Annotated in this window: 18 protein-coding genes, 1 pseudogene and 1 riboswitch; of the genes and pseudogenes, 5 read left to right on the forward strand and 14 right to left on the reverse strand. The window is 44.3% G+C overall.

The features are described 5' to 3' along the window. The first annotated feature begins 49 nt into the window (after window positions 1–49). A complete protein-coding gene (locus FZC78_RS08315; protein ID WP_148939238.1) occupies window positions 50–610 on the forward strand; it encodes a YcxB family protein in 561 nt (186 codons plus the stop codon). A 206-nt stretch (window positions 611–816) separates the two neighbouring features. On the opposite strand, the gene FZC78_RS08320 is transcribed toward FZC78_RS08315, so the two are convergent. The 14 genes and pseudogenes from FZC78_RS08320 to FZC78_RS08380 all read right to left on the reverse strand — a co-directional run bounded on the left by FZC78_RS08320 (window position 817) and on the right by FZC78_RS08380 (window position 17,980). Then, window positions 817–1,356, reverse strand: a complete 540-nt coding sequence (locus FZC78_RS08320; RefSeq protein ID WP_148939239.1) for a DUF6241 domain-containing protein — start codon at window positions 1,354–1,356, stop codon at window positions 817–819. Window positions 1,357–1,501: 145 nt separating this feature from the next. Beyond that, window positions 1,502–3,496 carry a penicillin-binding transpeptidase domain-containing protein gene (locus tag FZC78_RS08325; protein ID WP_252183549.1) on the reverse strand — a complete coding sequence of 665 codons (1,995 nt, stop codon included), beginning with the start codon at window positions 3,494–3,496 and terminating at the stop codon, window positions 1,502–1,504. A gap of 199 nt (window positions 3,497–3,695) precedes the next feature. Further along, window positions 3,696–4,697 (reverse strand): LysM peptidoglycan-binding domain-containing protein, encoded by a 1,002-nt coding sequence (locus tag FZC78_RS08330; protein ID WP_148939240.1) that lies wholly within the window; start codon window positions 4,695–4,697, stop codon window positions 3,696–3,698. Window positions 4,698–6,335: 1,638 nt separating this feature from the next. Next, window positions 6,336–7,589 (reverse strand): hypothetical protein, encoded by a 1,254-nt coding sequence (locus FZC78_RS08335; RefSeq protein WP_148939241.1) that lies wholly within the window; start codon window positions 7,587–7,589, stop codon window positions 6,336–6,338. Then, a pseudogene (locus tag FZC78_RS08340) lies at window positions 7,555–7,926 on the reverse strand (sigma-70 family RNA polymerase sigma factor); the annotation flags it as partial. The gene FZC78_RS08335 and the pseudogene FZC78_RS08340, both read right to left, overlap by 35 nt. Window positions 7,927–7,944: 18 nt before the next feature. Then, window positions 7,945–8,100, reverse strand: coding sequence for a sigma factor (locus FZC78_RS08345; RefSeq protein ID WP_187444853.1), 156 nt, complete (start codon window positions 8,098–8,100; stop codon window positions 7,945–7,947). A gap of 933 nt (window positions 8,101–9,033) precedes the next feature. Continuing rightward, on the reverse strand, window positions 9,034–9,771 hold the full coding sequence (locus FZC78_RS24240) for an NERD domain-containing protein (protein WP_148939244.1): 738 nt from the start codon (window positions 9,769–9,771) through the stop codon (window positions 9,034–9,036). Window positions 9,772–9,811: 40 nt separating this feature from the next. Continuing rightward, window positions 9,812–10,786 carry a formimidoylglutamase gene (gene hutG, locus FZC78_RS08355; RefSeq protein ID WP_252183551.1) on the reverse strand — a complete coding sequence of 325 codons (975 nt, stop codon included), beginning with the start codon at window positions 10,784–10,786 and terminating at the stop codon, window positions 9,812–9,814. Beyond that, complete coding sequence (gene hutI / locus FZC78_RS08360; protein ID WP_148939245.1) at window positions 10,746–12,026, reverse strand: imidazolonepropionase; 1,281 nt, start codon at window positions 12,024–12,026, stop codon at window positions 10,746–10,748. The genes hutG and hutI overlap by 41 nt, the downstream gene beginning before the upstream one ends. Continuing rightward, a complete protein-coding gene (gene hutU / locus FZC78_RS08365; RefSeq protein ID WP_148939246.1) occupies window positions 12,026–13,687 on the reverse strand; it encodes a urocanate hydratase in 1,662 nt (553 codons plus the stop codon). The genes hutI and hutU overlap by 1 nt, the downstream gene beginning before the upstream one ends. 14 nt (window positions 13,688–13,701) lie before the next feature. Then, window positions 13,702–15,219 carry a histidine ammonia-lyase gene (gene hutH, locus FZC78_RS08370; protein ID WP_148939247.1) on the reverse strand — a complete coding sequence of 506 codons (1,518 nt, stop codon included), beginning with the start codon at window positions 15,217–15,219 and terminating at the stop codon, window positions 13,702–13,704. 203 nt (window positions 15,220–15,422) lie between these two features. Next, window positions 15,423–15,869, reverse strand: coding sequence for a hut operon transcriptional regulator HutP (gene hutP, locus FZC78_RS08375; protein WP_148939248.1), 447 nt, complete (start codon window positions 15,867–15,869; stop codon window positions 15,423–15,425). A gap of 1,315 nt (window positions 15,870–17,184) precedes the next feature. Further along, the gene (locus tag FZC78_RS23575; RefSeq protein ID WP_187444854.1) at window positions 17,185–17,346 is read right to left on the reverse strand and encodes a hypothetical protein; all 162 of its coding nucleotides are present in this window, start codon (window positions 17,344–17,346) and stop codon (window positions 17,185–17,187) included. Between the two features lie 205 nt (window positions 17,347–17,551). Then, window positions 17,552–17,980, reverse strand: a complete 429-nt coding sequence (locus FZC78_RS08380; protein ID WP_148939249.1) for a hypothetical protein — start codon at window positions 17,978–17,980, stop codon at window positions 17,552–17,554. A 207-nt stretch (window positions 17,981–18,187) separates the two neighbouring features. Between FZC78_RS08380 and FZC78_RS08385 the strand changes: the two genes are divergently transcribed. The 4 genes from FZC78_RS08385 to FZC78_RS08400 all read left to right on the forward strand — a co-directional run bounded on the left by FZC78_RS08385 (window position 18,188) and on the right by FZC78_RS08400 (window position 22,697). Then, window positions 18,188–18,634: a helix-turn-helix domain-containing protein gene (locus FZC78_RS08385; protein ID WP_148939250.1), complete on the forward strand. Its 447-nt coding sequence runs from the start codon at window positions 18,188–18,190 to the stop codon at window positions 18,632–18,634. 36 nt (window positions 18,635–18,670) lie between these two features. Further along, window positions 18,671–18,765, forward strand: a riboswitch (cyclic di-GMP riboswitch). A 263-nt stretch (window positions 18,766–19,028) separates the two neighbouring features. After that, a complete protein-coding gene (locus tag FZC78_RS08390; RefSeq protein ID WP_148939251.1) occupies window positions 19,029–19,691 on the forward strand; it encodes a hypothetical protein in 663 nt (220 codons plus the stop codon). A gap of 13 nt (window positions 19,692–19,704) precedes the next feature. After that, window positions 19,705–20,988: an efflux RND transporter periplasmic adaptor subunit gene (locus tag FZC78_RS08395; protein ID WP_148939252.1), complete on the forward strand. Its 1,284-nt coding sequence runs from the start codon at window positions 19,705–19,707 to the stop codon at window positions 20,986–20,988. 101 nt (window positions 20,989–21,089) lie between these two features. Further along, a complete protein-coding gene (locus tag FZC78_RS08400; protein WP_148939253.1) occupies window positions 21,090–22,697 on the forward strand; it encodes an alkaline phosphatase in 1,608 nt (535 codons plus the stop codon). Window positions 22,698–22,702: the final 5 nt, after the last annotated feature.

Below are 22,702 nucleotides of genomic sequence, written 5' to 3' on the forward strand. Positions count from 1 at the left end.
TGATATGTATCCTGAAGATGGAGGTTTTCAGGAAAGGAGCTAGTGAAACATGCATGATGATAACTCTATGCAATACCAGGATCCCCTTATAGTGAGCGGTACGATTACAAAGAAGGATTTTATCAACCATAACCGCTATCATATTAAGAAGTTCAACCGGCGCGTCCTGCTTTTAAGCTTCATCCTTTTCATGGCTTATTTCGTTATAAATTCTCGGAATCTCAATGAAGACTTATTAGATTGGGCTTTTTCCATAATTCTTGGTTTGATCTTTGCTTTGTTCTTTTCCTCTGTGTTATTTTTGCTTGCCAAATTAATCATTAGACTTAGGGCTGGCAAAGAATACAAAAGCGATCAGCTTCTGCAGAATGATATCACCTACATATTTTCTTCAGAGGAAATACAGCAGAAGATCAGGAAATCCAGCAACTACTTTGAATGGCATGACTTTCTTATTATTTATGAGCGTCCGGATATGTTTCAATTATATATCTCAAGAAATAAGGCCATTTTGCTTCCTAAGAACCATTTCCGTTCCAAGGCTGAAGAGGAGAAGTTAAAAAAGCTTATTTCTGAGAATGTCAGTAAAGAAAAAGTAAAGTTCCTTTAAGGATTGATGATGAGCCTCCAATGGGATGGCTCTTTTTTTATGGGTTCTTTCCGTTAACTTTGCTGCTATCTAATTTTGAAGAAAACGCCTTTATTCACTTGAAACTATCTAGATAAACCTTATTATTCGTATATATTTTGATGGAACAATCTAGCAAAAAGAGCCATTATAAAAACAGGTGCTGGTCATCTGCACCTGTCTTATGCTTACCGTTTCTCGCTTTTCTGTTTGTTTAAATAAGTCTCTTCTGCTTGCGGGGAAAGAATTCCTTCCGCAGCTCCGACCGTTCCTCCTCGCAGACTCCAAACTTCGTTGTGGTCATGGTCCACTTCGCTGAAGTCTTCTTCCTGCCATTTTAAGAGGATGTCTTTATAGACTTGCTCGTGCTCGTAATCTCCTTTATCAAGTTCTCCTAATAAGTAGAGGATTCTCTCATCGGTCATTTCATAAAAAGACCACTTTTGCTTGGCTTCTACCTTCTGGTGGCTCATTGCATGGATATACTGCTGCATCACCGTTTCATTAATAGGCGACAGGAATGGTTCACCGAACGGGTTTTCTGTACTGGTTTCCTGACCAGTAGTTTCTTCGCTGTACTCCTCGGTTTCACCGTCTTCGGCATTGGCCATCTCCTGGTTTCCCTGTTCACTGAAATAAATATAAATTGAGCCAGCTGACACGGTCCCTAAAAGTAGAATGATTAATATAAATAGTGCAGTTTTTTTAGGTTTAGACATTTTAGGCATAGTTGCAGATTCCTCCCTCTAGGGTTAGACGACGTATGGAGGCGGGGCGGCTCAACTTTTTTAAAACACTTTCCCGGCTTTTGTTAACGGCAAAAACCGGGTCCGATATGGTCAGTAGTGTGCATTTTTATTCTTTGTCTAACGGTCACCAGCTTTCATAGAATTTCTTGGTGACCTCGACGGTATGCCTACTGCCCCCCCGATCTTCTACGTTTTCAAGCATCATCGCGAGCAGGAAATCAGGGTTGTTCTGGTCGTAGCTGACGAAGAGGCCGTTTTCAGTTCCTGTTGTACCCTGTTCGGATTTGATTTCGGCTGTACCGGTTTTTCCGGCAATTGCTCTTCCTTCTACTGCGGCTTTTCCTGCGATTCCTTCTGTCACAACTTTTCTAAGATTTGTTTTTAGCAGCTCAGCATTATCTTTTGATAGAAGGTCATTTTTCCAGACTTCCTTTYCAGCTCCATTCAACAGGAGAGGCTTCATCATGATTCCGTCATTGATGATGGCACCGTATGAATTGGCAAGATGAAGGACACTCATTAAAATCTGCCCCTGTCCATAAGCAGAGTCAGCCAGCAGGATTTCTTCAGAGATTTCACCCTCATTGGCTATTTGCGATGGTGTGATTGGGTATTCGAAAGGAATGTCCTCGCCGAATCCGAAGTTCTTCAGGCCCTGCTGGAAGGTATCCGCTCCCATATCAAGCCCTGCACGCGCAAAGTAAATATTGTCTGAGTACTTGAGAGCGCTTTCCAGATCTACGTTGGTGTCGTTGTCAAACACTCTTGTAATCTTGTATCCTCCCCATGACTGATCTTTTTGCCATTGCTCCCCTTCTATTGTGTAGGTTTTTGACGGATCCAGCTCTCCTGAATTCAGTCCGATGGCAGCAGTTATCCCCTTCATGGTTGATCCAGGGGAATAAGTATTGACAATGCGGTTTGTCAGAGGATTATTCGGATTGTCCTGGAGTGCTTTATAATCCTTTGATGAAATGCCCAGCGCAAATTGATTTGGATCAAACGAAGGGACACTAACCAATGAAAGCACTTCCCCCGTGTTCGGCTGTACCGCAGCCGCTGTGCCTGCTTCCTCCTTCATTTGTTCGTATAGCTTCTTTTGCACCTCGGCATCGATGGTCAGAGTAATTTTTTCACCGTGTTTTACTTCTGCTGCCGCTACGTCAATAACAGCGCCATTTTCTTTTTCAATATAAATCACTTTGCCGTCCCGGCCTTTTAACTGCTCTTCATATAATTCCTCAAGACCTCTTTTACCAATAACAGCCTGGTCGGAATAGCCTTGCCCTTTCAGCTCTTCATATTCTTCGGCAGTGATTTTTCCTGTATATCCGATTAGATGAGCCAGTGCTTCTGCATAGGGATACTCACGGGCTTCCACTTTTTGATTGAATACGCCGTCTATGGATGTCAATTCCACCGCGAGATCACGGCTGGACATCGGGATTTTCTTTAAAGGAACAAAATGTTCAGGTTGTACCCAGCTTTGGGTCATCTGTTCTTCTATATATTGCGGCGTGATATCGAGAAGTTCGGCCGTTTTTCCGGCATTTTCTTCATTGAATTTTGCCGGTACTACCCCTATTTCATAGGCTTGTCCGTTAATTGCAAGCGCTATGTCATTGCGGTCATAGATTTCCCCGCGATCGGCCGGCACTGTTTGAATCCTTACCTTATCATCCTTATCAAGGTTTGGAAGGATTAAGTCAGGTGTCCAATTCAAATACCAGTTTTCCTGGTCATCTTTTGATTCTCTGATAAGTTCTACTTCTTTTTCATACTGGATATCTCCTGCCAGCGTGGTCATTTTTATTTTGACCGGGAACTTCGCTGACTCTTGGTCTTCCCACTTCTTATCTTCTTCAGGCTTTTGATAGGTGACTTTGAGATTTTTCACCTCAAGATCTTCATACAGTTTTTGATATCTTTCTGTAAAATTTTCCGTTGAGTAGGTATTTTTGGTACTTTGGCTTAAGTAACTGCTGTACATTTTTTCATATTCCTGATCGTTCCAGAGCTCGATATAAGCGTCCAGGCGATCATCCGGCTGAGGCTTTTCCTGGCATCCTGCAATAAAAACCAGTGACATAAGGACGGATAAAAATACGAGTTTCTTCAATTGTTATTCCCCCTTCATATGCTACTCCATTATTGTATGTAGGATATTGACTATTATTTTACAAGTAAGTACATCCAATATCTAAAGTTAAGGCTTTATTTAATTTTTTTAAAAAAAGTGGTTTAGCTTGATTCTGAGGGGGTAGTTATGAAGTAAATAGAAAAAACCCTTCCTGGCGGGGAAGGGTTTGAATCGGATTTTAGTAACGAGTGTAACCAGTGATTTTAGGATTCCAGTAGCTGTTGCTCAAGGAAGTGATTTCAACGCCTCTGTTTCCAGAGTGAATGAATTCATTGTTTCCTAAGTAGATTCCTACGTGAGAAATGCCTGGCTTATAAGTATTGCTGAAGAACACAAGGTCGCCTGGCTGTGGATTGCTCACACGTGTTGTTTCATTCCATAGTCCAAGTGCACTTGTTCTGCTTACGTTCATGCCTGCTTGCTTATAAACATAGTAAATGAAACCACTGCAGTCAAAGCCTGATGGTGCTGCTCCGCCCCATACATAAGGTGTTCCCAAATGTCTCTTCGCTTCATTTATTACGCCTACAGTATCGTTTGACGAGCTTGCTACTTTCGTTGTAACTTGCTTGGCAGGTGCTGCTGTTGCGTTTGTTGATTTACCTGAGATTGATAGTTTTTGACCTACACGGATTAGGTCGCTACTCAAACCGTTGTTTGATTTAATTTGCTGTACGGATACACCGTATCTTTTTGCGATATGGCTAAGGGTGTCACCAGATACTACTGTATATGTGCCGCCGTTTGAAGATGAAGACTTAACTGCTTTTGCTGGCGCTGCTGGAGCTGATCCGCTCGCACTTACTTTCAGTTTTTGCCCAGGGAAGATCAAGTCGCTGCTCAAACCATTCCAGCTTTTCAGGCTGCTGACAGAAACGCCGTAGTTTTTACCAATCTTAGATAAGTAATCTCCGCTTTTTACTACATACGTTTTGGCACTTGCGCTCGCTTTTGCTGGTGAAGCTGATTTTCCGCCCACTTCCAAGCTTTGATTTACATAGATAAGATCTGAATTCAAGTTGTTCCAGTTTTTAAGGTCTTTGACGGATACGCTATATCTTTTAGCCAGATGAGATAATGTATCTCCTGATTGTACTGTATGACTTGCTGCTTGTGTATATGTGGAAAAGCCCGTTGATAAAATTGCGGCAGTTGACAAAGCAATAATTGTTTTTTTCATAGAATAGTTCTCCTTTGTTTCTCTGCAAGATTTTTGCTACCAGATTTGCTTGAAAGCTGATAACAAAATCTATTGTAACTTAGGAAAAATAGATTTTTAATGGAAAAATATCCCGCCGCTATTTCCAAGATAACCCTCTAAGTGGGTCAAAATCTATGAGCCTTAGAAACTGCTGGAGTTTGAGAGATTTTAGTAATTAATATTATTCAGAAAGTTATACTTTTTGGTTAATTTTACTAATATTTTTAGGGTGGAAAGTGTAAATATACACTGAAAAACGTTGATTTGGCGGGTTTTCGAGGGATTTTTTATATTTCAGGTGAGATAATAGTGTTACTATACTGTGATAGCTTTGTTACAAATATTACAGTAGTTTCAGTGAGATTTCAATAGTGAACAGATTCCTCTGATTAATTGTTTGAAGCATACTGGTAAGGATTTCTTCTTTTGCAGGATTTAAAATTCTTTCCTCTTCTATATTAATAGTCTCGTAAGTGCTTTTTGGATGCGTGCTGGGTTCTGGTCACCGATTTGGATACGGTTCGGGGAGGATATGTCCTCAGGTGGCGGCTCTGGATACATGAGTGACCCCTTTTCAGCTTAGATATGTTCTCACGYTGCGGCTCTGGATACATGAGTGGCCTCTTTTTGGCTTASATATGTCCTCACGCTGCGCTTCTGGATACATAAGTGACCCCTTTTCAGCTTAGATATGTTCTCACGTTGCGGCTMTGGATACATGAGTGGCCTCTTTTTGGCTTWGATATGTYCTCACGYTGCGGYTCTGGATACATGAGTGGCCTCTTTTTGGCTTWGATATGTCCTCACRTTGCGGCTCTGAATACATGAGTGGCCCCTTTTCAGCTTAGATATGTACTCACTCTGCCCCTCTGGATACATGAGTGGCCCCTTTCTGGCTTAGATATGTACTCACGCTGCGTTTMTGGATACATRAGTGACCCCTTTTCAGCTTAGATATGTTCTCACGTTGCGGCTCTGGATACATGAGTGGCCTCTTTTTGGCTTAGATATGTTCTCACGTTGCGGTTCTSGATACATGAGTGGCCTCTTTTTGGCTTAGWTATGTMCTCACKTTGCGGCTCTGRATACATGAGTGGCCTCTTTTYGGCTTAGATATGTCCTCACGCTGCGCTTCTGGATACATAAGTGACCCCTTTTCAGCTTAGATATGTTCTCACKTTGCGGCTCTGGATACATGAGTGGCCTCTTTTTGGCTTAGTTATGTACTCACTTTGCGGCTCTGAATACATGAGTGGCCCCTTTTCAGCTTAGATATGTTCTCACTCTGCCCCTCTGGATACATGAGTGGCCCCTTTCTGGCTTAGATATGTACTCACGCTGCGTTTATGGATACATGAGTGGACCGTTTTCGGCTTAGATATGTACTCACTTTGCGCTTCTGAATACATGAGTGGTCCCTTCCCAGCTTAGATATGTACTCACTTTCCGGCTCTGGATACATGAGTGACCCCTTTTCAGCTTAGATATGTACTCATGCTGATGCTCGGGCAGCAAAGGTCTTCATTAGAAGAGTTAGAAAACGGTTAGCAGTTCAATATTCGCAGAGCAAAACCCTGTTCCATTAACTTGGAACAGGGTTTTGCTTCAGAAGAGAAATTATTTGATGTCCATCCATTTTATTTTCGGGTTTCCGTTTTCGTCATATTGGTCTTCGTTTAGCAGCAGACTGGATTCTGTGTAGGCTTTCCGATAAGCCTTCTCAGCTTTTAAATTAAAGAAATTGACTTCAAATTGGCTGGATGGCACTCTTCGGGATTCTTCAGTATTCTTCAAAGCCACTGCTATTTTCTGGGCTGTTTGTTCTTCTTCTGTTTCCGTGATTTTTCTATTCAATTTTACATTTGCCAACATCCTGTTCAGTTCGTATGAAGTGTCCAGGGTAATTGACCCTATTGCACTCTTCCACTCATGACTTTCTCCAGACAGCAATTGATTTAGGAAAGGAGTAAGATTTTCTTCTGTGTTCATGTCATTCTGAATAAACATCTGGTTAGAATCCCTGATGCCCAAAGGAACCTCATCGTAGTAAAACTTTCTGTCCTTCCATTCTATCGTTTTCTCTCCTTTTTGATTCTTTCCTTCGAAACTGAGCAGGATGCCGGTCTCTGGATGAATTTTTGCCGAAAACTCCTTCAAGCTGAGTTTCTTGTTAGCTGTAAATCCATTGATTAGTATCCCATGTTCCCCCTCCTCGCTAATCTTCCAAGTGTATTGATTGCTCGCAATATCCTCTGGAAGCTTTGCGGGATAATAAGGGTAAGACAGGATGTCAGAGTTATGATCCGCCTTCAGATAGTCTGTTGGAGCAAGAATAGCTGTAACGGTTGCAGGCTTGTCGATTTCTTTATAATACAAAAGATTGTCTTCCAGTATGACTCGGGAGTCATTGTGAATGTTTTGCTGATGGATACTGAGGTTTCCGTCGTTTCTATATTCAACTCCTGTATCGATGATATATTCCTTTCCATCTATCTTATAGTCCGCAAGTAAATACATCGCCCTAAAGTTCAGCTTTTCTTGCTCCCATAATGAGGAATAAAGCTTTTTGATCTCGCTGGCTTTTGGTGTTTCCTCAATCTTTTTCTTTGAGGGTTCCGTCACTTCATCAGGGTTCGTGTCCGATAGCTGGGGGAATTGCTCCAGAAGCATAGGCCCCATCAATAAAAACCCGATCACCGGAATGGCCAGTGCTGCAATAACAGGAGCCCACTTTGGACTTTTCTTCTGAGAACTTGTCATCCCTTCACGTGCCTCTTTTAAAATGGCATCTTTCCTGCTTTTCAGCTTGTGCTTGTGAAATACTTCTTCATCCAATTCAGCTTTTAAATCTTTCAGCGGGTCTCTGTTCAACCTGATCCCTCCTTTTGCTTAGCGATTGGAGTTTATGGCGGGCCCTTGCCAGCCGTGTCCTGATGGTGGAGGAACCGATATCCAGCAATTCACCGATTTCCTCTGTTGTCAGTTCCTCATAATAATAAAGAATGATGATTTCCCTATATTTTTCCGGGAGTGAAAAGACATCCTTAGAAATCCCCTTCATCTCTTCCATCCGAATGACTTTGTCGGCCGTGTCCCCTTCGCTTTCCTTAAAGATCCGCGCCACCGATTCTGTCAGAATGTTTCTTCTGAAGTAGGCAGACCCTAGCATATCCTTACATTTATTGACGGTAATTCTATAAATCCACGTTTTATAGGCTGATTGATGTTAGAAGGTATCCAGCGCATTGAACACGCTGATAAATACTTCCTGTGCAATGTCTTGAGCTGTTGACCAATCTTTTACATAGGTAAAAGCCAGCTTTGTGACTGATGCTTCATGCTCATCAATCAAGTCCTCCAAGACTTTAATTCTATCTTCCAAACCCGCTGATCCCCCCTTTTTCTGTGGTGTTGTGTATGTATTCATGGTTTAGACGGTGATGGTGGGTAGTGTGTCTCAAAAAATCCCATATGAGTGTGTGATTCTGACTTTATGAAAGAGACCGAAGCATGCTTGCCGCTTTGTCCGTTCTAATGGTTATGGGCTCTTGTGTTCCAAAGCGAAATAAAAAGCCAATGTCCTTAATCAAGTCTCTTCCATGAAAATATAAGGGGAGTTTTTCCCCTTATCTAAAGAAAAGGCACCTATTTTCCAGTATTTTGAGTGAATAAGGGGAGTTTCTCCCTCTATTTAAGCTTATTTAAGTGCTATTTAGGTGAATAGGGGGAATTTTTCCCTCTATTTGTTAGCCGGAGTACTAAAATCAGCCCCCGACCGTTAAGCACGACCGTTTACTGTTCCAGATGCTTAGATCAGCCTCTTTTCATCGGCTAGTTTGGAAGGTACCTTTCCAGTCCGACAGGCGAAAGAGGGTTTCGATGAGAATTAAATGACCACTAATGGCTGGCACCAGGAACTAGATCACTGGTAATCTTGCAGGAGCATGTCTGCAGCGAAGTCTACTTCTCCTTAAAGCAGAAGTAGGAAAATGGCTTTTAAAAATAAGTAACAATCTTTTAGAAAATGCGAATTAAAAAGGCACTCCCTTAATTAAGTATCTTTCAGGAAAAAATAAGGGAAGTTTTTTCCGCTATTTTAAATCCGAACCGTATTTCGGACTAAATAGAGGAATCTTTTTCCCTTATACAAAGAAAAGGCGCCAAATTTTAGTGTTCTGAGACAAATAAGGGAATATGATTCCTTTATTTCACCTATTTTCACTGCTACATAGTAAATAAGGGAATTTGTTTCCTCTATTTGCAGGAAAGTGCCTTATAATAAATAGAGGACCACCCACTTGGATGATCCTTCATGTTAAGCAGTATAACGGCACTTGGGATAATTAGAACATCCCTTGAAATGGCCATGCTTTCCTCTTCTTTCTAGAAGTCTTCCATCACACTTTGGACAGACATTATTATGTACCTTTCGTTTGACTTGTTTCTGGTCTGTTTTTATCTGGGTGACGTGGCTTTTGACTGCCTCTTTGCCTGCAATAGCCGATGACTTCAAACGGTCATGGACTGCTTTTGCGTAGGGTATGACATTTCTTTTATCTCCGTATGATTCTATTGTTTTCTTTATTCTCGTGTCATAGGTGACATAAATGTCTGGCGACGAGATGTTTATTTTTTTCAGGTCTGCCTTGGAATTAAAGGCGATGATGGAGATATAGGGCAGCTTGACCTGCTCGCCCAAAACATTTTTGATTGCTTCGATGTGGCCGTAGTTCTGATGAATTGGATTTTGGAACTGCTGCTTGTTTTTATAAATCTGCTGTGTCCATTTTTTGCTCTTTTCGCTGCCAAAGATCCAGCCCTTATAATTCTTGGTTTCTATTACAAAAATTCCATACGGTGACACGACGATATGATCGACCTGAGTTGTTTTTCCGTTCTGACCAGGCAGCAGGATATCATGCAGAATGAAATAGCGTTCGGGATCGAGCTTGCTTAAGAAAAACTTTACCCAGCCTTCTCCAATTCTCCCCTTCACTCGCGGCATGCCGAGGACAGCGGCGCCGATTACTAACAAACTAAAAAGAATGAGCACGTGGTTACCTCCGAATAGAGGGACTGTCCCTTTTAGCGCCTTAGTGTGGTGATGTGCGATCCTTCAATGTATTGAGCAGCAGATGCGCAGCAATCCGGCTGGTCATGTCCCGGATGTCGAGGGTCGGGTCGATTTCGACGATATCCATGGCGGCTGTTTTGGTATGCCGGCATCCGATACTGACGGCTTCCATTAAGGTGCCGCTGTCCATCCCGCCTGGCCCGATGGCCGGACATCCCGGCGCAAAGGCTTGATCGAGCACGTCCATGTCCACAGAAAGGTAGATGGTGTCGACTTTCTCGGCCAGCATCTTCAGGGATTCCTGCATGATATCGCTGATGTTCCTCTCTCGGACTTCCTTCATTGTATACACGCTCACGTCATTTTTCATGGCGTATTGATAGTAGGCTTCGGCATTGGAGTAGTTGCGGATTCCGATTTGCACGAGGTCTTCTCCTTTAAGTATGCCTCTCTCCAGCAGCCTGCGGAATGGTGTTCCGTTTGTGGGACCCCCGTCCTCAACATTCCGCAGGTCATGATGCGCATCGAACTGGATGACCCCGATTCTTCCTTTATGTTCTGTGAATGCTTCTAAGGAAGAAGTGGTGATGGAGTGGTCGCCGCCCAAAATGATGGTGAATGGCGCTGCATCCTCTCCCCAAACTTGCGTAAGAGATTCATAGATTCTGTTTTGTGACTCGACGATGGAGGTCGGGTGCATCAGGATATCGCCAAAATCGACAAACCCGTGGTCTGCGAGCTCTCGTTCTTCCTCAATGGCAAAGGTTGAATAGGAGCTGAGGCAGCGGCGGATGGCTTCAGGAGCAAAGCCAGCACCTGAATGGCTGATCGAAGACTTGGAAAGGGGTGCGCCGACGAGGGCGATATCCCCTTTCTTACCTTCCGTCCAAGGCATGAGCAGTTCGTGGGCTTTTTTTGTAAAGCGGTCCTGGAACTGCGCCTTGCCTGCTCCCCTAAGATGTGTAAACCTGTTCATCCTCCCGCTCCTTTCCATAAACTAGCTTGCCTGCCTTCCACACCGTGTTCACATGATTCACGCCATAGTGGTACGGTACGTAATGATAGTTGGGAACGTCCCATAGAACAATATCCGCTTGGCGGCCAGGGGCAATTTTACCAGCACTTTCTCCTCGGTTGATGGCATATGCGGCATTCACCGTGACGCTATTCCAGATTTCTTCGGGCGTCATCTTCATTTTCAGCGCTGCCAGATTCATGATGAGCTGAAGGTTTTCCGTCGGTGAACTGCCGGGATTGAAGTCTGTCGAGAGAGCAACCGCAGCTCCTGCCTCGATCATTTCCCTGGCCTTTGCATAGCTGTCTTTATTGAGGTAAAAACAAGTGCCGGGAAGCAGAACCGCAATGGTTTCCGATGTGCCGAGCATTCCTATCCCTTTATCCGAGGCACCCACCAAGTGCTCCCCGCTTCTCGCTCCCACTTCGACCGCCATTTCCGTGCCGCCCAGCGGATTGATTTCATCGGCATGAATTTTCACATCGAAGCCCATTTCCTTTGCCTTTAAAAGATAGCCGCGGGCCTGCTCTACTGTGAAGACTCCTGTTTCACTGAAAATATCGACGAATTCCGCGAGCCCTTCTTTTTCAATAAGAGGAAGCAGGTCCAGCATTTCCTGTAAAAAAGCATCCGGATTCTCTTTGTACTCGGGTGGTATCGCATGGGCTCCTAAAAAGGTGGAAACTAAATCGATTGGATGCTGTTCGTTTAATTTTTTCACCACCCTTAATTGCTTCAGTTCTGTTTCTTTTTCCAGCCCGTAGCCGCTTTTCGCTTCCATGGTAGTGACTCCATAGGATAGGATGCGGTCGAGGTGGAAGCTGGCTTTTTCTAAAAGCTGTTCCTCCGTTGCCTCCCTGGTTGCCTTCACCGTCGACAGGATCCCGCCTCCCCTTTTCAAAATTTCGAGATACGGGACACCCTGCTGTTTCAGGGCCATTTCCTGCTCGCGCGAACCGCCGAAGACGAGGTGTGTGTGCGGGTCGACGAGTCCCGGGGTTACCAGTTTTCCTTCCGCATCAATCGTTTTGTCTGCTGTTAGGGAGACCGCTTCTGTGGTTTTTCCCATCCAGGCAATCTTTCCGTCTTTAATTGCCAGGGCTGCCTTTTCGATCATTGGCGCTTGTGCCATCTTTTCACCTCTGATGGGCCCGTCTCCATGATCCATCGTTAGCAGCTGTCCAATATTTTTTATCAGTACATCGTATTGTCCGGTCATTATTTGTCTCCTTTCATTGGAACTTTGATTCCCCATTTATCAGCGGTTTCTTCCGCTTTTTCATAGCCGGCATCCACATGGCGGATCACGCCCATTCCCGGGTCTGTCGTCAGGACGCGTTCGAGGCGCTCATGCGCAAGGTCCGAACCGTCTGCGACAACGACCAGTCCTGCATGGAGCGAGTAGCCCATTCCCACTCCGCCTCCGTGATGGAAGCTGATCCAGGAACCGCCCGCCGCTGTATTGATTAGCGCATTCAGGATCGCCCAGTCGCCCACCGCATCGCTTCCGTCCTTCATGGATTCTGTTTCACGGTTTGGCGATGCGACAGATCCGCAGTCAAGGTGATCACGGCCGATGACGATCGGTGCTTTTAACTCGCCATTTTTGACGAGCTCATTGATAGCAAGACCCATTTTCACCCGCTCGCCATATCCCAGCCAGCAAATTCTTGACGGCAGCCCCTGGAAAGCAACTTTTTCCTGAGCCATGTCAATCCATCTCAGCAGTTCCGTGTTTTCCGGGAACAGTTCTTTGATGAGCCGGTCGGTGCGGTGAATATCCTCCGGGTCGCCGGATAGTGCAGCCCAGCGGAACGGGCCTTTTCCTTCGCAGAACAGGGGCCTGATGTAAGCAGGGACAAATCCCGGAAAGCCGAACGCTTCCTCCACCCCTTCATCCTTGGCGACCTGACGGATGTTGTTTCCATAATCGAATACGATACTGCCCCTTCGCTGGAATTCGAGCATCGCCTCGACGTGGTTGGCCATGCTGTTTTTCGAAAGTTTTGTGTACAGACTTGGATTTTCTTTTCTTAAAGCATCCGCTTCTTTCAAGGTATAATGTTCCGGAATATAGCCGTTCAGCGGATCATGGGCCGATGTCTGGTCGGTCACAATGTCTATTTTGGCAGAGATTTTTAAAAGTTCATGATGAACTTCCGCCGCATTTCCCAAGAGGCCGATGGAAAGAGGCTTGCCCGCTTCCTTCGCTTCGGATGCCATCATCATCGCCTCCTCAAGGGAATCCGTTTGAACATCGAGGTATTTTGTGTCGATGCGTTTTTGAATTCTCTCCGGATCGACGTCAACCGCTATGCATACCCCGCCATTCATGGTGACCGCTAACGGCTGCGCCCCGCCCATGCCCCCGAGGCCAGCTGTCAATGTAATCGTGCCTTTCAGTGATCCATTAAAATGTTTCCGGCCTACTGCAGCGAACGTTTCATAGGTTCCTTGTAAAATCCCCTGCGTTCCGATGTAGATCCAGCTTCCTGCGGTCATCTGTCCGTACATCATCAATCCTTTCTGGTCGAGCTCGTGGAAATGCTCCCAGTCCGCCCACTTTGGTACAAGCACCGAGTTGGACAGAAGCACACGCGGTGCCGCTTCATGGGTCTTAAAAACGCCGACCGGCTTTCCTGACTGCACCAGCATCGTTTCATTGTTTTCAAGGGTTCTCAGCGTGTTGACAATCGCATCAAAGGATTCCCAGTTCCGGGCCGCTTTTCCGATGCCTCCATACACGACGAGGTCCTCCGGCTTTTCCGCCACCTCCGGATCAAGGTTGTTATAAAGCATCCTCAAGACCGCTTCCTGCTCCCATCCTTTGCATTCGATTTCCAGCCCTTTTTTGGCTCTGACTATGCGTGTTTTTTCCATTAATAGTTCCTCCCTTATTGGGTGATTTTTTTGTTTGAGTTAAAGTCCTGCCAGTTCATGTCCAGCAGCCAGAGCTGTGTTTTTTCTATATCCTTTGAAAACACGCGGTCTTTCGTGATGGAAGGAATCTGCTTTCTTGCTGCCGTGTAAAATTGGTGAGTAGCTCCTGCCATTTTTTCGGGGCCGCGGAACTCCACCGCCTGCAGGCCGCAGATGAGTTCGACTGCCAGGACCCTTCTTGCGTTTTGTAAAATTTGATACGCGTGACGTGCTCCGATGGTTCCCATACTGACATGGTCTTCCTGGTTGGCGGAGGACGGGATAGAATCCACACTTGCCGGATGCGCAAGGGTTTTATTTTCGGAAACGAGAGACGCTGCACAGTACTGCATGATCATGGCGCCTGATTGAAGGCCCGGTGCCGGACTCAGGAATGGCGGCAGGTCATTGAGCTGCGGGTTGACCAGCCTTTCTACCCTTCGTTCAGAGATGTTCGCCAGTTCAGCAATGGCTATTTTCATGAAGTCCATTGCAAGGGCAATCGGCTGACCATGGAAGTTGCCTCCGGAGATCACTTTTCTTCCATTGTCAAAGATGAGCGGGTTGTCTGTCGCGGCATTCATTTCGATTTCCAGTTTTTCTTTTACATAATCAAGCGCCTGCCAGGATGCACCGTGAACCTGCGGAATGCACCTTAGTGAGTAGGCATCCTGCACTCGCAGCTCGCCTTGGGAGGTGGTGAGGAGGCTGCCGTCAAGATGGTTCCGGATTCTTTCTGCCGTTGCGATCTGCTGAGGGTAGCCCCTGACGATATGGATATCTTCGTCGAAAGCGTCCATGATTCCCTGGAGGCCTTCAATCGTTATGGCAGCAATCATTTCCGACTGATAGGCGAGCTGTTCGGCTTCAATGTAATTAATGAGACCCATAGCCGTCATCGCCTGCGTTCCGTTGATAAGGGCAAGACCTTCCTTTGCCTGCAAGGTGATCGGCATGATGTCTTCCTTGGATAGGACGGGCAGGGTCGGCTGTATTTCTCCTTTGTAAAAAACGTCTCCTTCTCCCATCAGCGCAAGGGCCAGGTGGGAAAGCGGTGCTAGGTCCCCGCTGGCTCCGAGGGACCCCTGCTGCGGGATGACCGGGTGGATGCCTTTGTTGAGCAGCGCAATAAGGGTTTCAATAACGACAGGTCTCACCCCTGAATAGCCTTTCAGGAGCGCATTTGCCCTGAGGAGAAGCATCGCCCGTGACACTTTTTCCGGGAAGTGATCTCCGACTCCGCAGGCATGGGAATGGATGAGGTTTAGCTGCAGCTCCTCGACATGTTCCTGGTCGATGAGAACGTCGCTGAACTTGCCGAAGCCGGTGTTGATTCCGTAAACGATTCTTTGTTCTTTGACAATCCTCTCCACCGCTTCCCTGCTTTTGTTGACCTTGACCAAATTCACCGGCGATAACGTCACCTTCTCCTTGTCATAAATAACCTTCTTCGCTTCTTCCACTGTCAATGTATGTCCTGTCAGTTCAATCATTCATGTTCACCCTTTGATTTTTTATTAGATGGTGTTCGGTGGTGCTTTAGTGGTTTAAAGCACTGAAAGGGACAGTCCATCTTCGCGCTTTAAAGTGTTAAAGAATCTGATATCTGTATGCAGAAAAACAAAAAGAGGCTCGACGACAAATAAAGCTTTGTCGTCGAGCCTCCTGATTTCTAATCACTATAGGCTCTTGCTTATTAAATATGGTTGATTCCAAGGCCGATGGTTTCGTGCTCCAGGCCTTTGATGGGTGCACCTATGGTTCCGTACAGCGCCACGGCGATCCATTCGCCTTCTTCGGCATTTTTATAGGGTGTTCCCCTGACTACAGCGAACCTTAGACCGACCGTCCTAAGGATTTCGCCCAGCTGGGTCTGTCCGCGGGTGACTCCCGAGATGGCTTCCATGGTCGCATGGTAAAGCGAGTGCATCTCCCTGTAGAGATCTTCCCTGACAATCTCATTCCGCTTCGCTGCGGTTTCAATCGCAGCCACAATTTTCTGGACGTTCATCGAACCGACTTTGCCTGTGCAATACTGCCAGTTCAATTGCTTGAATTGCTCGCTGTACTCTTCTTCCGATCCGTCCATTAGGAGAAGAAGAAGCGCACTCTTGCCTATGCGGTGTTGATCGACTATTTTCATGGCTTCCGCACCTTTTAATTTCTGAATTTACTAATAACTTATTTTCATTGTATGGGTTTTTCTATAAGTGGTCAATGTCATATAGGAAGATTTTAGAAACTTAGATTGGTAACGCGTTAAAGCGGTGAGATGAGTTGGTTTTTGTCTTTTGGGTGAGTGATTTGGTGGGGGGTGTCATCACGCCGGGCTTCTGGGTACATGAGGGGCTCAGTTTTGATGGAGATATGTACTCACACCGGGCTTCTGGATACAAGAGTCGCTCTTTTTCTGGGGAGATATGTACTCACACTAAGCTTCTGGGTACATGAATCGCTCTTTTTCTGAGGAGATATGTCCTCACACCGCGCTTCTGAGTACATGAGTCGCTCTTTTTCTGGGGAGATATGTACTCACACTAAGCTTCTGGGTACATGAGTCGCTCTTTTTCTGAGGAGATATGTATTCACACCAGGCTTCTGGGTACATGAGTCACTCTTTGTCTGGGGAGATATGTACTCACACTAAGCTTCTGGGTACATGAGTGGATCAATTTTAAAGGAGATATGTCCTCAACCGAGCTTCCGGATACATGAGTCGTTCTTTTTCTGAGGAGATATGTACTCACACCAAGCTTTTGGATACATGAGTCACCCGGTTTAAAGGGAGATTTGTACTCACACTAAGCTCTTGGATACATGAGGGGACCAATTTTAAAGGAGATATGTACTCACACCAAGCTTCTGGATACAAGAGTCGCTCATTTTTATGAGAGATAAGTACTCACACCGGGCTCCTGGATACATGAGGGGACCAATTTTAAAGGAGATATGTACTCACACCAGGCTTCTGGGTACATGAGTGGACCAATTTTAAAGGAGATATGTACTCACCCAGGGTTTCTGGGTACATGAGTCGCTCTTTTTCTGGGGAGATATGTACTCACACCAGGCTTCTGGGTACATGAGTGGACCAATTTTAAAGGAGACATGTACTCACACCAAGCTTCTGGATACATGAGTCGCTCTTTTTCTGGGGAGATATGTACTCACACCAGGCTTCTGGGTACATGAGTGGCTCTTTTTCTGGGGAGATATGTACTCACACCAAGCTTCTGGATACATGAGTCGCTCATTTTTATGGGAGATATGTACTCACACCGGGCTCCTGGATACATGAGTGGACCAATTTTAGGGGAGATATGCCTCTTCTGGATACATGAGGATTATATAAGAGGGTGGACCTGCAGTCAGCCTGTCGGGTGCTTTCCTATTTAATACTCTAAACATAATTAAGCGCTTACATTAATAATCAAAAAAAGCGCTCTGGACTTTTTGGTCTAAAGAGCTTTTTCTTTTACGAATGTATATTCATTTTGAAGTTCTTTTTGAAGCCATGTTACCATTTTGGAAGCATCCATGTTTCCATGATTTGCTTTGTCAAAGGCTTTTTTCATGAGGGTGAGTAACTGCAGCTGTTCATTGGTTGGATCTTGTTGCAAAAGATTACCTCCTAAAATACTTTTCTATAGTAGTGTATTTACCTGTCTGGCGAAATGTTAAACTTTATGAATATACATACTCTACCAGAAATCTACAAGTTCCGTAAATACAATTTTTGGATTTTGTGTGAATGTTTTAGGAGAATCGCGCTATTTTTACAAAGTTTACGAGATTATTGTCGAGTCATACGAGGAATTTTCTTGCTTAAAATGCTGTGTCTTTGGGTGGTTGTAACAAAAAAGATAAATATGTGTCATTTTTCTTCAGAGTGAAACATTGAGCAATGTGTAAAAATGTTTCTTCTGTAAGTTCATCAAAAGGAGTCGCAGGCTGTACCTGAATTTTTTTTGAATCCACTGAGAGAATCAGTATACTTTTCACTCCCTGGATGTCCGCTCTTAACAAGAACTTTGTAGAGCTTGTCAGTGGAATTGGCAGGAAGCTAATAAACCTTTTTTCAGAAGTCAGATCCTCCAAGTTTAAGCTGTTCATTGCCAAGGTATAATTTCCTATTGAGGTAAGCAAGAAAGACTCTTCTTTATACCTGCCCCTGAATATCAAATAACAGTCGTTAAGACCTTTCAATCTCCCAACACCATATAGACAATTTAACAGCATTACCTTCTTATTCATCGTTTCCTCCCGCTATTCAATTTTAGACAATATAGTACTTTTTTCACCCTTATTTTTATATTAAAGGAAAAATATGTATTTAGACAACTACTTTTTAAAAATAAACAATTAATTTACTATAAATAGTCAACTATATATTAACTTTTCATTTCTTTTTTCATTAAGGAGTTATGTTAATAACATCTAATGAAGACTGCAGGTGAAAGTATGATTTTTTCTGATGGATTTAAAAGATACAGGGAAGAAATTGTTCAGTTGAGCCAGGTCGAAGTGGCGAAACGCTTAAATATCAGCAAACAACTGCTGAATAAATACGAAAATGGAAAAAGCCAATTTCCTGACGATATTCTAAGAAAACTGGTGAATTTATATCAGCTTTCTCCAATGGACTTATATAATATCATTTCCGGAAAGGCTTATCCTGAAGAGCATTCTGAGAGTACGATGGTCTTAAGGGAGAGATTTGAGGATACAGAAACAGAACGGGCAATTGAGCTCCTTAAGAAGTTTCCGCAGTTAAGAAGTTTAATCATCTCCGCTTCCTATTATGATTCAAAAAAACAAGAAAAAGTAATCCATAAATTCGTTTCTATTATGAAAGCTATAGAAGAATTATATTGTTTTTTCGACAAAATACGACTAAACTACTATTAAACTAGTGAAAGTTTGGTCGATAAACATATTGTCACCATACGAAAAAGGCAAAATTATTGAAAGATAATGACGCAAAGCTAGAGGGGCTTCGGTACCGTGACAGACGATATCCATGCCAGCCAGCTATCGAAAAGGGGGAAAATGTGTGTATTTTTTAACACCTGAGGAAATCAAGGCTAAAAAAGCAAGACAAAAATTAGTAATGTCTATTTTTACTGTTCTTGCACTCGTTCTGGTATTCACTGCGATTACATTTTTAACATACGGACTATAGAGGCTTTCCAATTGGAAGCCTTTTTTATTTGTTGAATATGTTTCTACAATTTATGGAAATGTTCGAGGTTTTCCGATAAAATAGATGGTGGGATTAGAAACCATTGGAGGAATTAAATCTATGTTCAATAAAGTTCAACTTTTCAAGGGATTAGTGCATCCTTCTACATATTTTTATCAATTAAGAGAATCAGAAATTCTTAAAGACTATTATAAAAAACTAACGCTTTTATTTCTCATCTCTATACTGGTCTTTGGTCTGAATAGCAGCTTTGGCTGGGGCACCGTTCCTCTTTCCAAAGAATTTATCGAGCTGTCTCCAGTAGATATTGAAATTCACAAATTTTACTTTTTGTTAGGCAGACTCCTTTTAGGGATCCTGTATGCAGCTTTTATTTTATTTATTCCCGCCCTGCTGTTCTGGACACTTTCGGATGCAGAGTTTAAAAAGCTGGTGGTCCTGCAGGGAATCACACTTATTATTTTGTTAATAGAAAAGCTGACTTATTTGCCGCTCCTCACTTTTCTTTCTATTAACTGGTATTCCTCTCCCTTTGCTTTGGGAGCCATAAGCCAAACCCTTTCAAACAGTGAGTGGCTTAAATATTTCCTTGGAAGTATTTCTCTTTTTAAAGTGTGGGCTATGGTCCTGCAATACATGGGGTTAAGATGGCTCAGCAACAAAACGAGACTTGTGGTCCTCCTTTGGGTGCTGTTCATCAACCTGTTATTTTGGAGCATTACTGCTTTTTTAGCCTACATAGACTTTTCGATTCTGGTGTAAGGGTGTGATGTTATTGAGAAGAAAAATTTTGTATCCTGCTGTGATATTGGGAATAACGTTGGTAGCGGGAAACCTATATTTAATAGAAAAAGCGGACAGCAAGGTAGACAGAAGCTCCTTTATAGATGAATGGAAACCTGTTTCTTCTGCTAGCCTCCGCAACTCCATTGAAAAAGAAGCCGTCCTTTCTTCCTCGCAGGAGGAATATGTTTATTATGATGAAAGCCGCGGAACCTTCAAGGAATTTCTTGTTCAAGAGGGGGATGACATTTCAGTCGGAACGGATCTCTTTACTTATCAAGTGGAGGATACTGTAAACCAGGAAGTGTATCTGGAAAGCGAAATCCAGCAATTCGAAGATGAAATAGACAGTATTAAAGACCATATTGTCGATCTACGTACACTTCGTCCAAGCTCCTCTACCACCACTAGAAGAACAAATACTTTTGATGACCGCTATGGCGCCCCTGTCAATACTGAAGAGCAGCAGGATTACTCGATTGAGGCGGCCAATAAGGAAATCAACTATTATGTTGAGCAGGAAATTGCAAGAAAAGAACTTGAAATTGAGCAATTGAACAGTAAAATAGAGAATTTAGAACGACAGATCACACAGCTTCAGCTAAATGAGACTGATATCACGGTCAGCAGCACCACTGAAGGCATCGTAAAAAAAATGGCAAGGGAACTGGATAATCCCTTGATTGTCATCTCTTCTAAATCTTCTCTTGTGCAGGGAGAGTTAAGTGAGCAGGAAACATTGAAAATCACAGAAGGACAGGAGGCTGTCATTTATTCAACGGCTGTCCAGGACCGGATAAAAGGGTTTGTGACAGACGTAGCAGTGCTTCCTTCTGAAACATTAACAGAAGACGGATCCAGCACTTATCCTTTCCAAGTAGAATTTGAGGAAGGTGAAGAAAACCTCGATGCTCTGCGTCCCGGGTTTCATGTTTCTTTATCCGTTATCACCGAAGAAGCTCTGGATGTTCTGAATGTTCCTTCTGAGAGTCTTTTAACAGAAGGAATCAAGAATTATCTTCTTGTCATTACGGACAAAGGCACCGTTGAAAAACGCGAAGTCACTGTCGGAATGACCTCGGAAGGCCGTGTGGAAGTGCGGTCCGGCATAGAAAAAGGCGAAATCTATATCCAGGATCCCGATTCTATGGATTTACCCGGCTCTACCTTTGTCACACCTTTAAAAATTGACAAACTTACATTAAACAGCATTAAAAACGCTGACAGACACACCATTTTAGAGAACCTCCTTCTCGGAATTCTGGAAAGAAAATAACATGCAGCGCCGTACCTGACACAGGTTCGGCGCTTTTTTGGGTATAGAATGGGCAGGCTCCCTCATACTAACCATGAAGAAAATCCGCAAAGGAGGATTTCATGAAAAAATATAAATTAGCCATCATTCCCATCCTGATATTTTCTATCATTTTTATAGCCATCCCTCCCTCCTGCCTGTTCGCTGAGACCCCTGAGAAAAAGGTGATTTTTATGGTGATGGACGGGACGAATTCAGATGTCGTGACTTTGGCCCGCTGGTATAAGGGCTCACCGCTTCACTTGGACAGCATTTTGACAGGGGGTGTCCGGACGTATTCAGCTCAGTCGGCCATTACCGATTCTGCAGCAGGCGGGACAGCGATGGCCACTGGCTTTAAAACAAATGCCGATTACATTGGCATGATTCCCGATGGAGAAAGTTCCAAGCCAGCAGTCAACCTGCTGGAGGCGGCAAGGATAAAAGGGTATGGAACAGGGATCGTCTCCACTTCCCCTGTCCAGCACGCCACCCCAGCTGCTTTTTCCGCTCATGTAAAAAACCGCGATGAGTTCAGCGACATTGCCGAACAGCAGGTATATCAAGGAATGGACGTAGTTTTGGGCGGCGGGCTCGCCTGGCTTCATTCAGGAGAAGATAAAAGACGTGCAAATGATGACGGCATGTTAAAAACGAAAGAGTCCGCCCGAAAAGATAAAGAGAATCTTCTTGAAATTATTGAGGAGAAGGACTATCAAATTTTAGAAACCAAAGCAGACTTGGACGAGCGTTCTTCGGGAAGGCTCTGGGGCAGTTTTGCCGATGAGGATATGGCGTATGACTTTGACCGTGCCGCACTTTTGCCGGAACAGCCTTCTTTGGGTGAGATGACCTCTACTGCGATTGAGCGGCTGGACCGGTCCGGAAATGGCTTTTTCCTTTTTGTTGAAGGCAGCAAGATTGATTGGGCTGCCCATAAAAACGATCCTGTCGGGATGATCAGCGAGGTGCTCGCGTTTGATGAGGCGGTTGGTGAAGCAGTCGAGTTCGCAAAGCGTGACGGCCATACAATGGTCATCGCCGTGACAGACCACGGAAACAGCGGCCTGACGATTGGAAATGGTTCCACTGATAAAGACTACTTTGACCAGCCGGTGAAGCAGATTATTGAGCCGTTGAAAAAAGCCCGATTGACAGTGAAAGGAGCATCCTCTCAGTTAGAGAAGGACCGCTCCAATTTAAAAGAAGTGCTTGCCTCCTATGGGCTCGAGGATCATACAGAAGATGAGTTCTGCAGAGTAGAGAAAGCAGGGTCGGTTACAGAACAGGAGAGTGAAATGGCCGCGATGCTCAGCAAGCGTGCTTCCCTCGGCTTCACAACACACGGTCATACCGGTGAAGATGTGTTCCTCTATGCCTACGGACCTGAAAAACCGGTGGGACTGCATGAAAATAGTGACCTTGCCACTTCTATATCCGACTTCCTCGGGCTGGATTTAGCGGGCTTAAGTGACTGGTATGTCGATGCACGGGAGTATTATGAAGCGCGAGGGTATGAGACAAAAATCGACATGAGTGACAGTCACAACCCGAAATTTGTCGCACGAAATGAACAGGAGGAATTGGTGTTTCCTGAAAACAAGAATATCATGATTCGCAATGGTTATGAGGTTGAGCTTCAGGCGGTCAATGTTTACAATGGGGAGACTTTTTTTGTTCATGTTGAGTAGCGGGC

It is taken from the genome of Rossellomorea vietnamensis (genome assembly GCF_008180415.1).
In the GTDB taxonomy this organism is placed as follows: Bacteria; Bacillota; Bacilli; order Bacillales; family Bacillaceae_B; genus Rossellomorea; species Rossellomorea vietnamensis_C.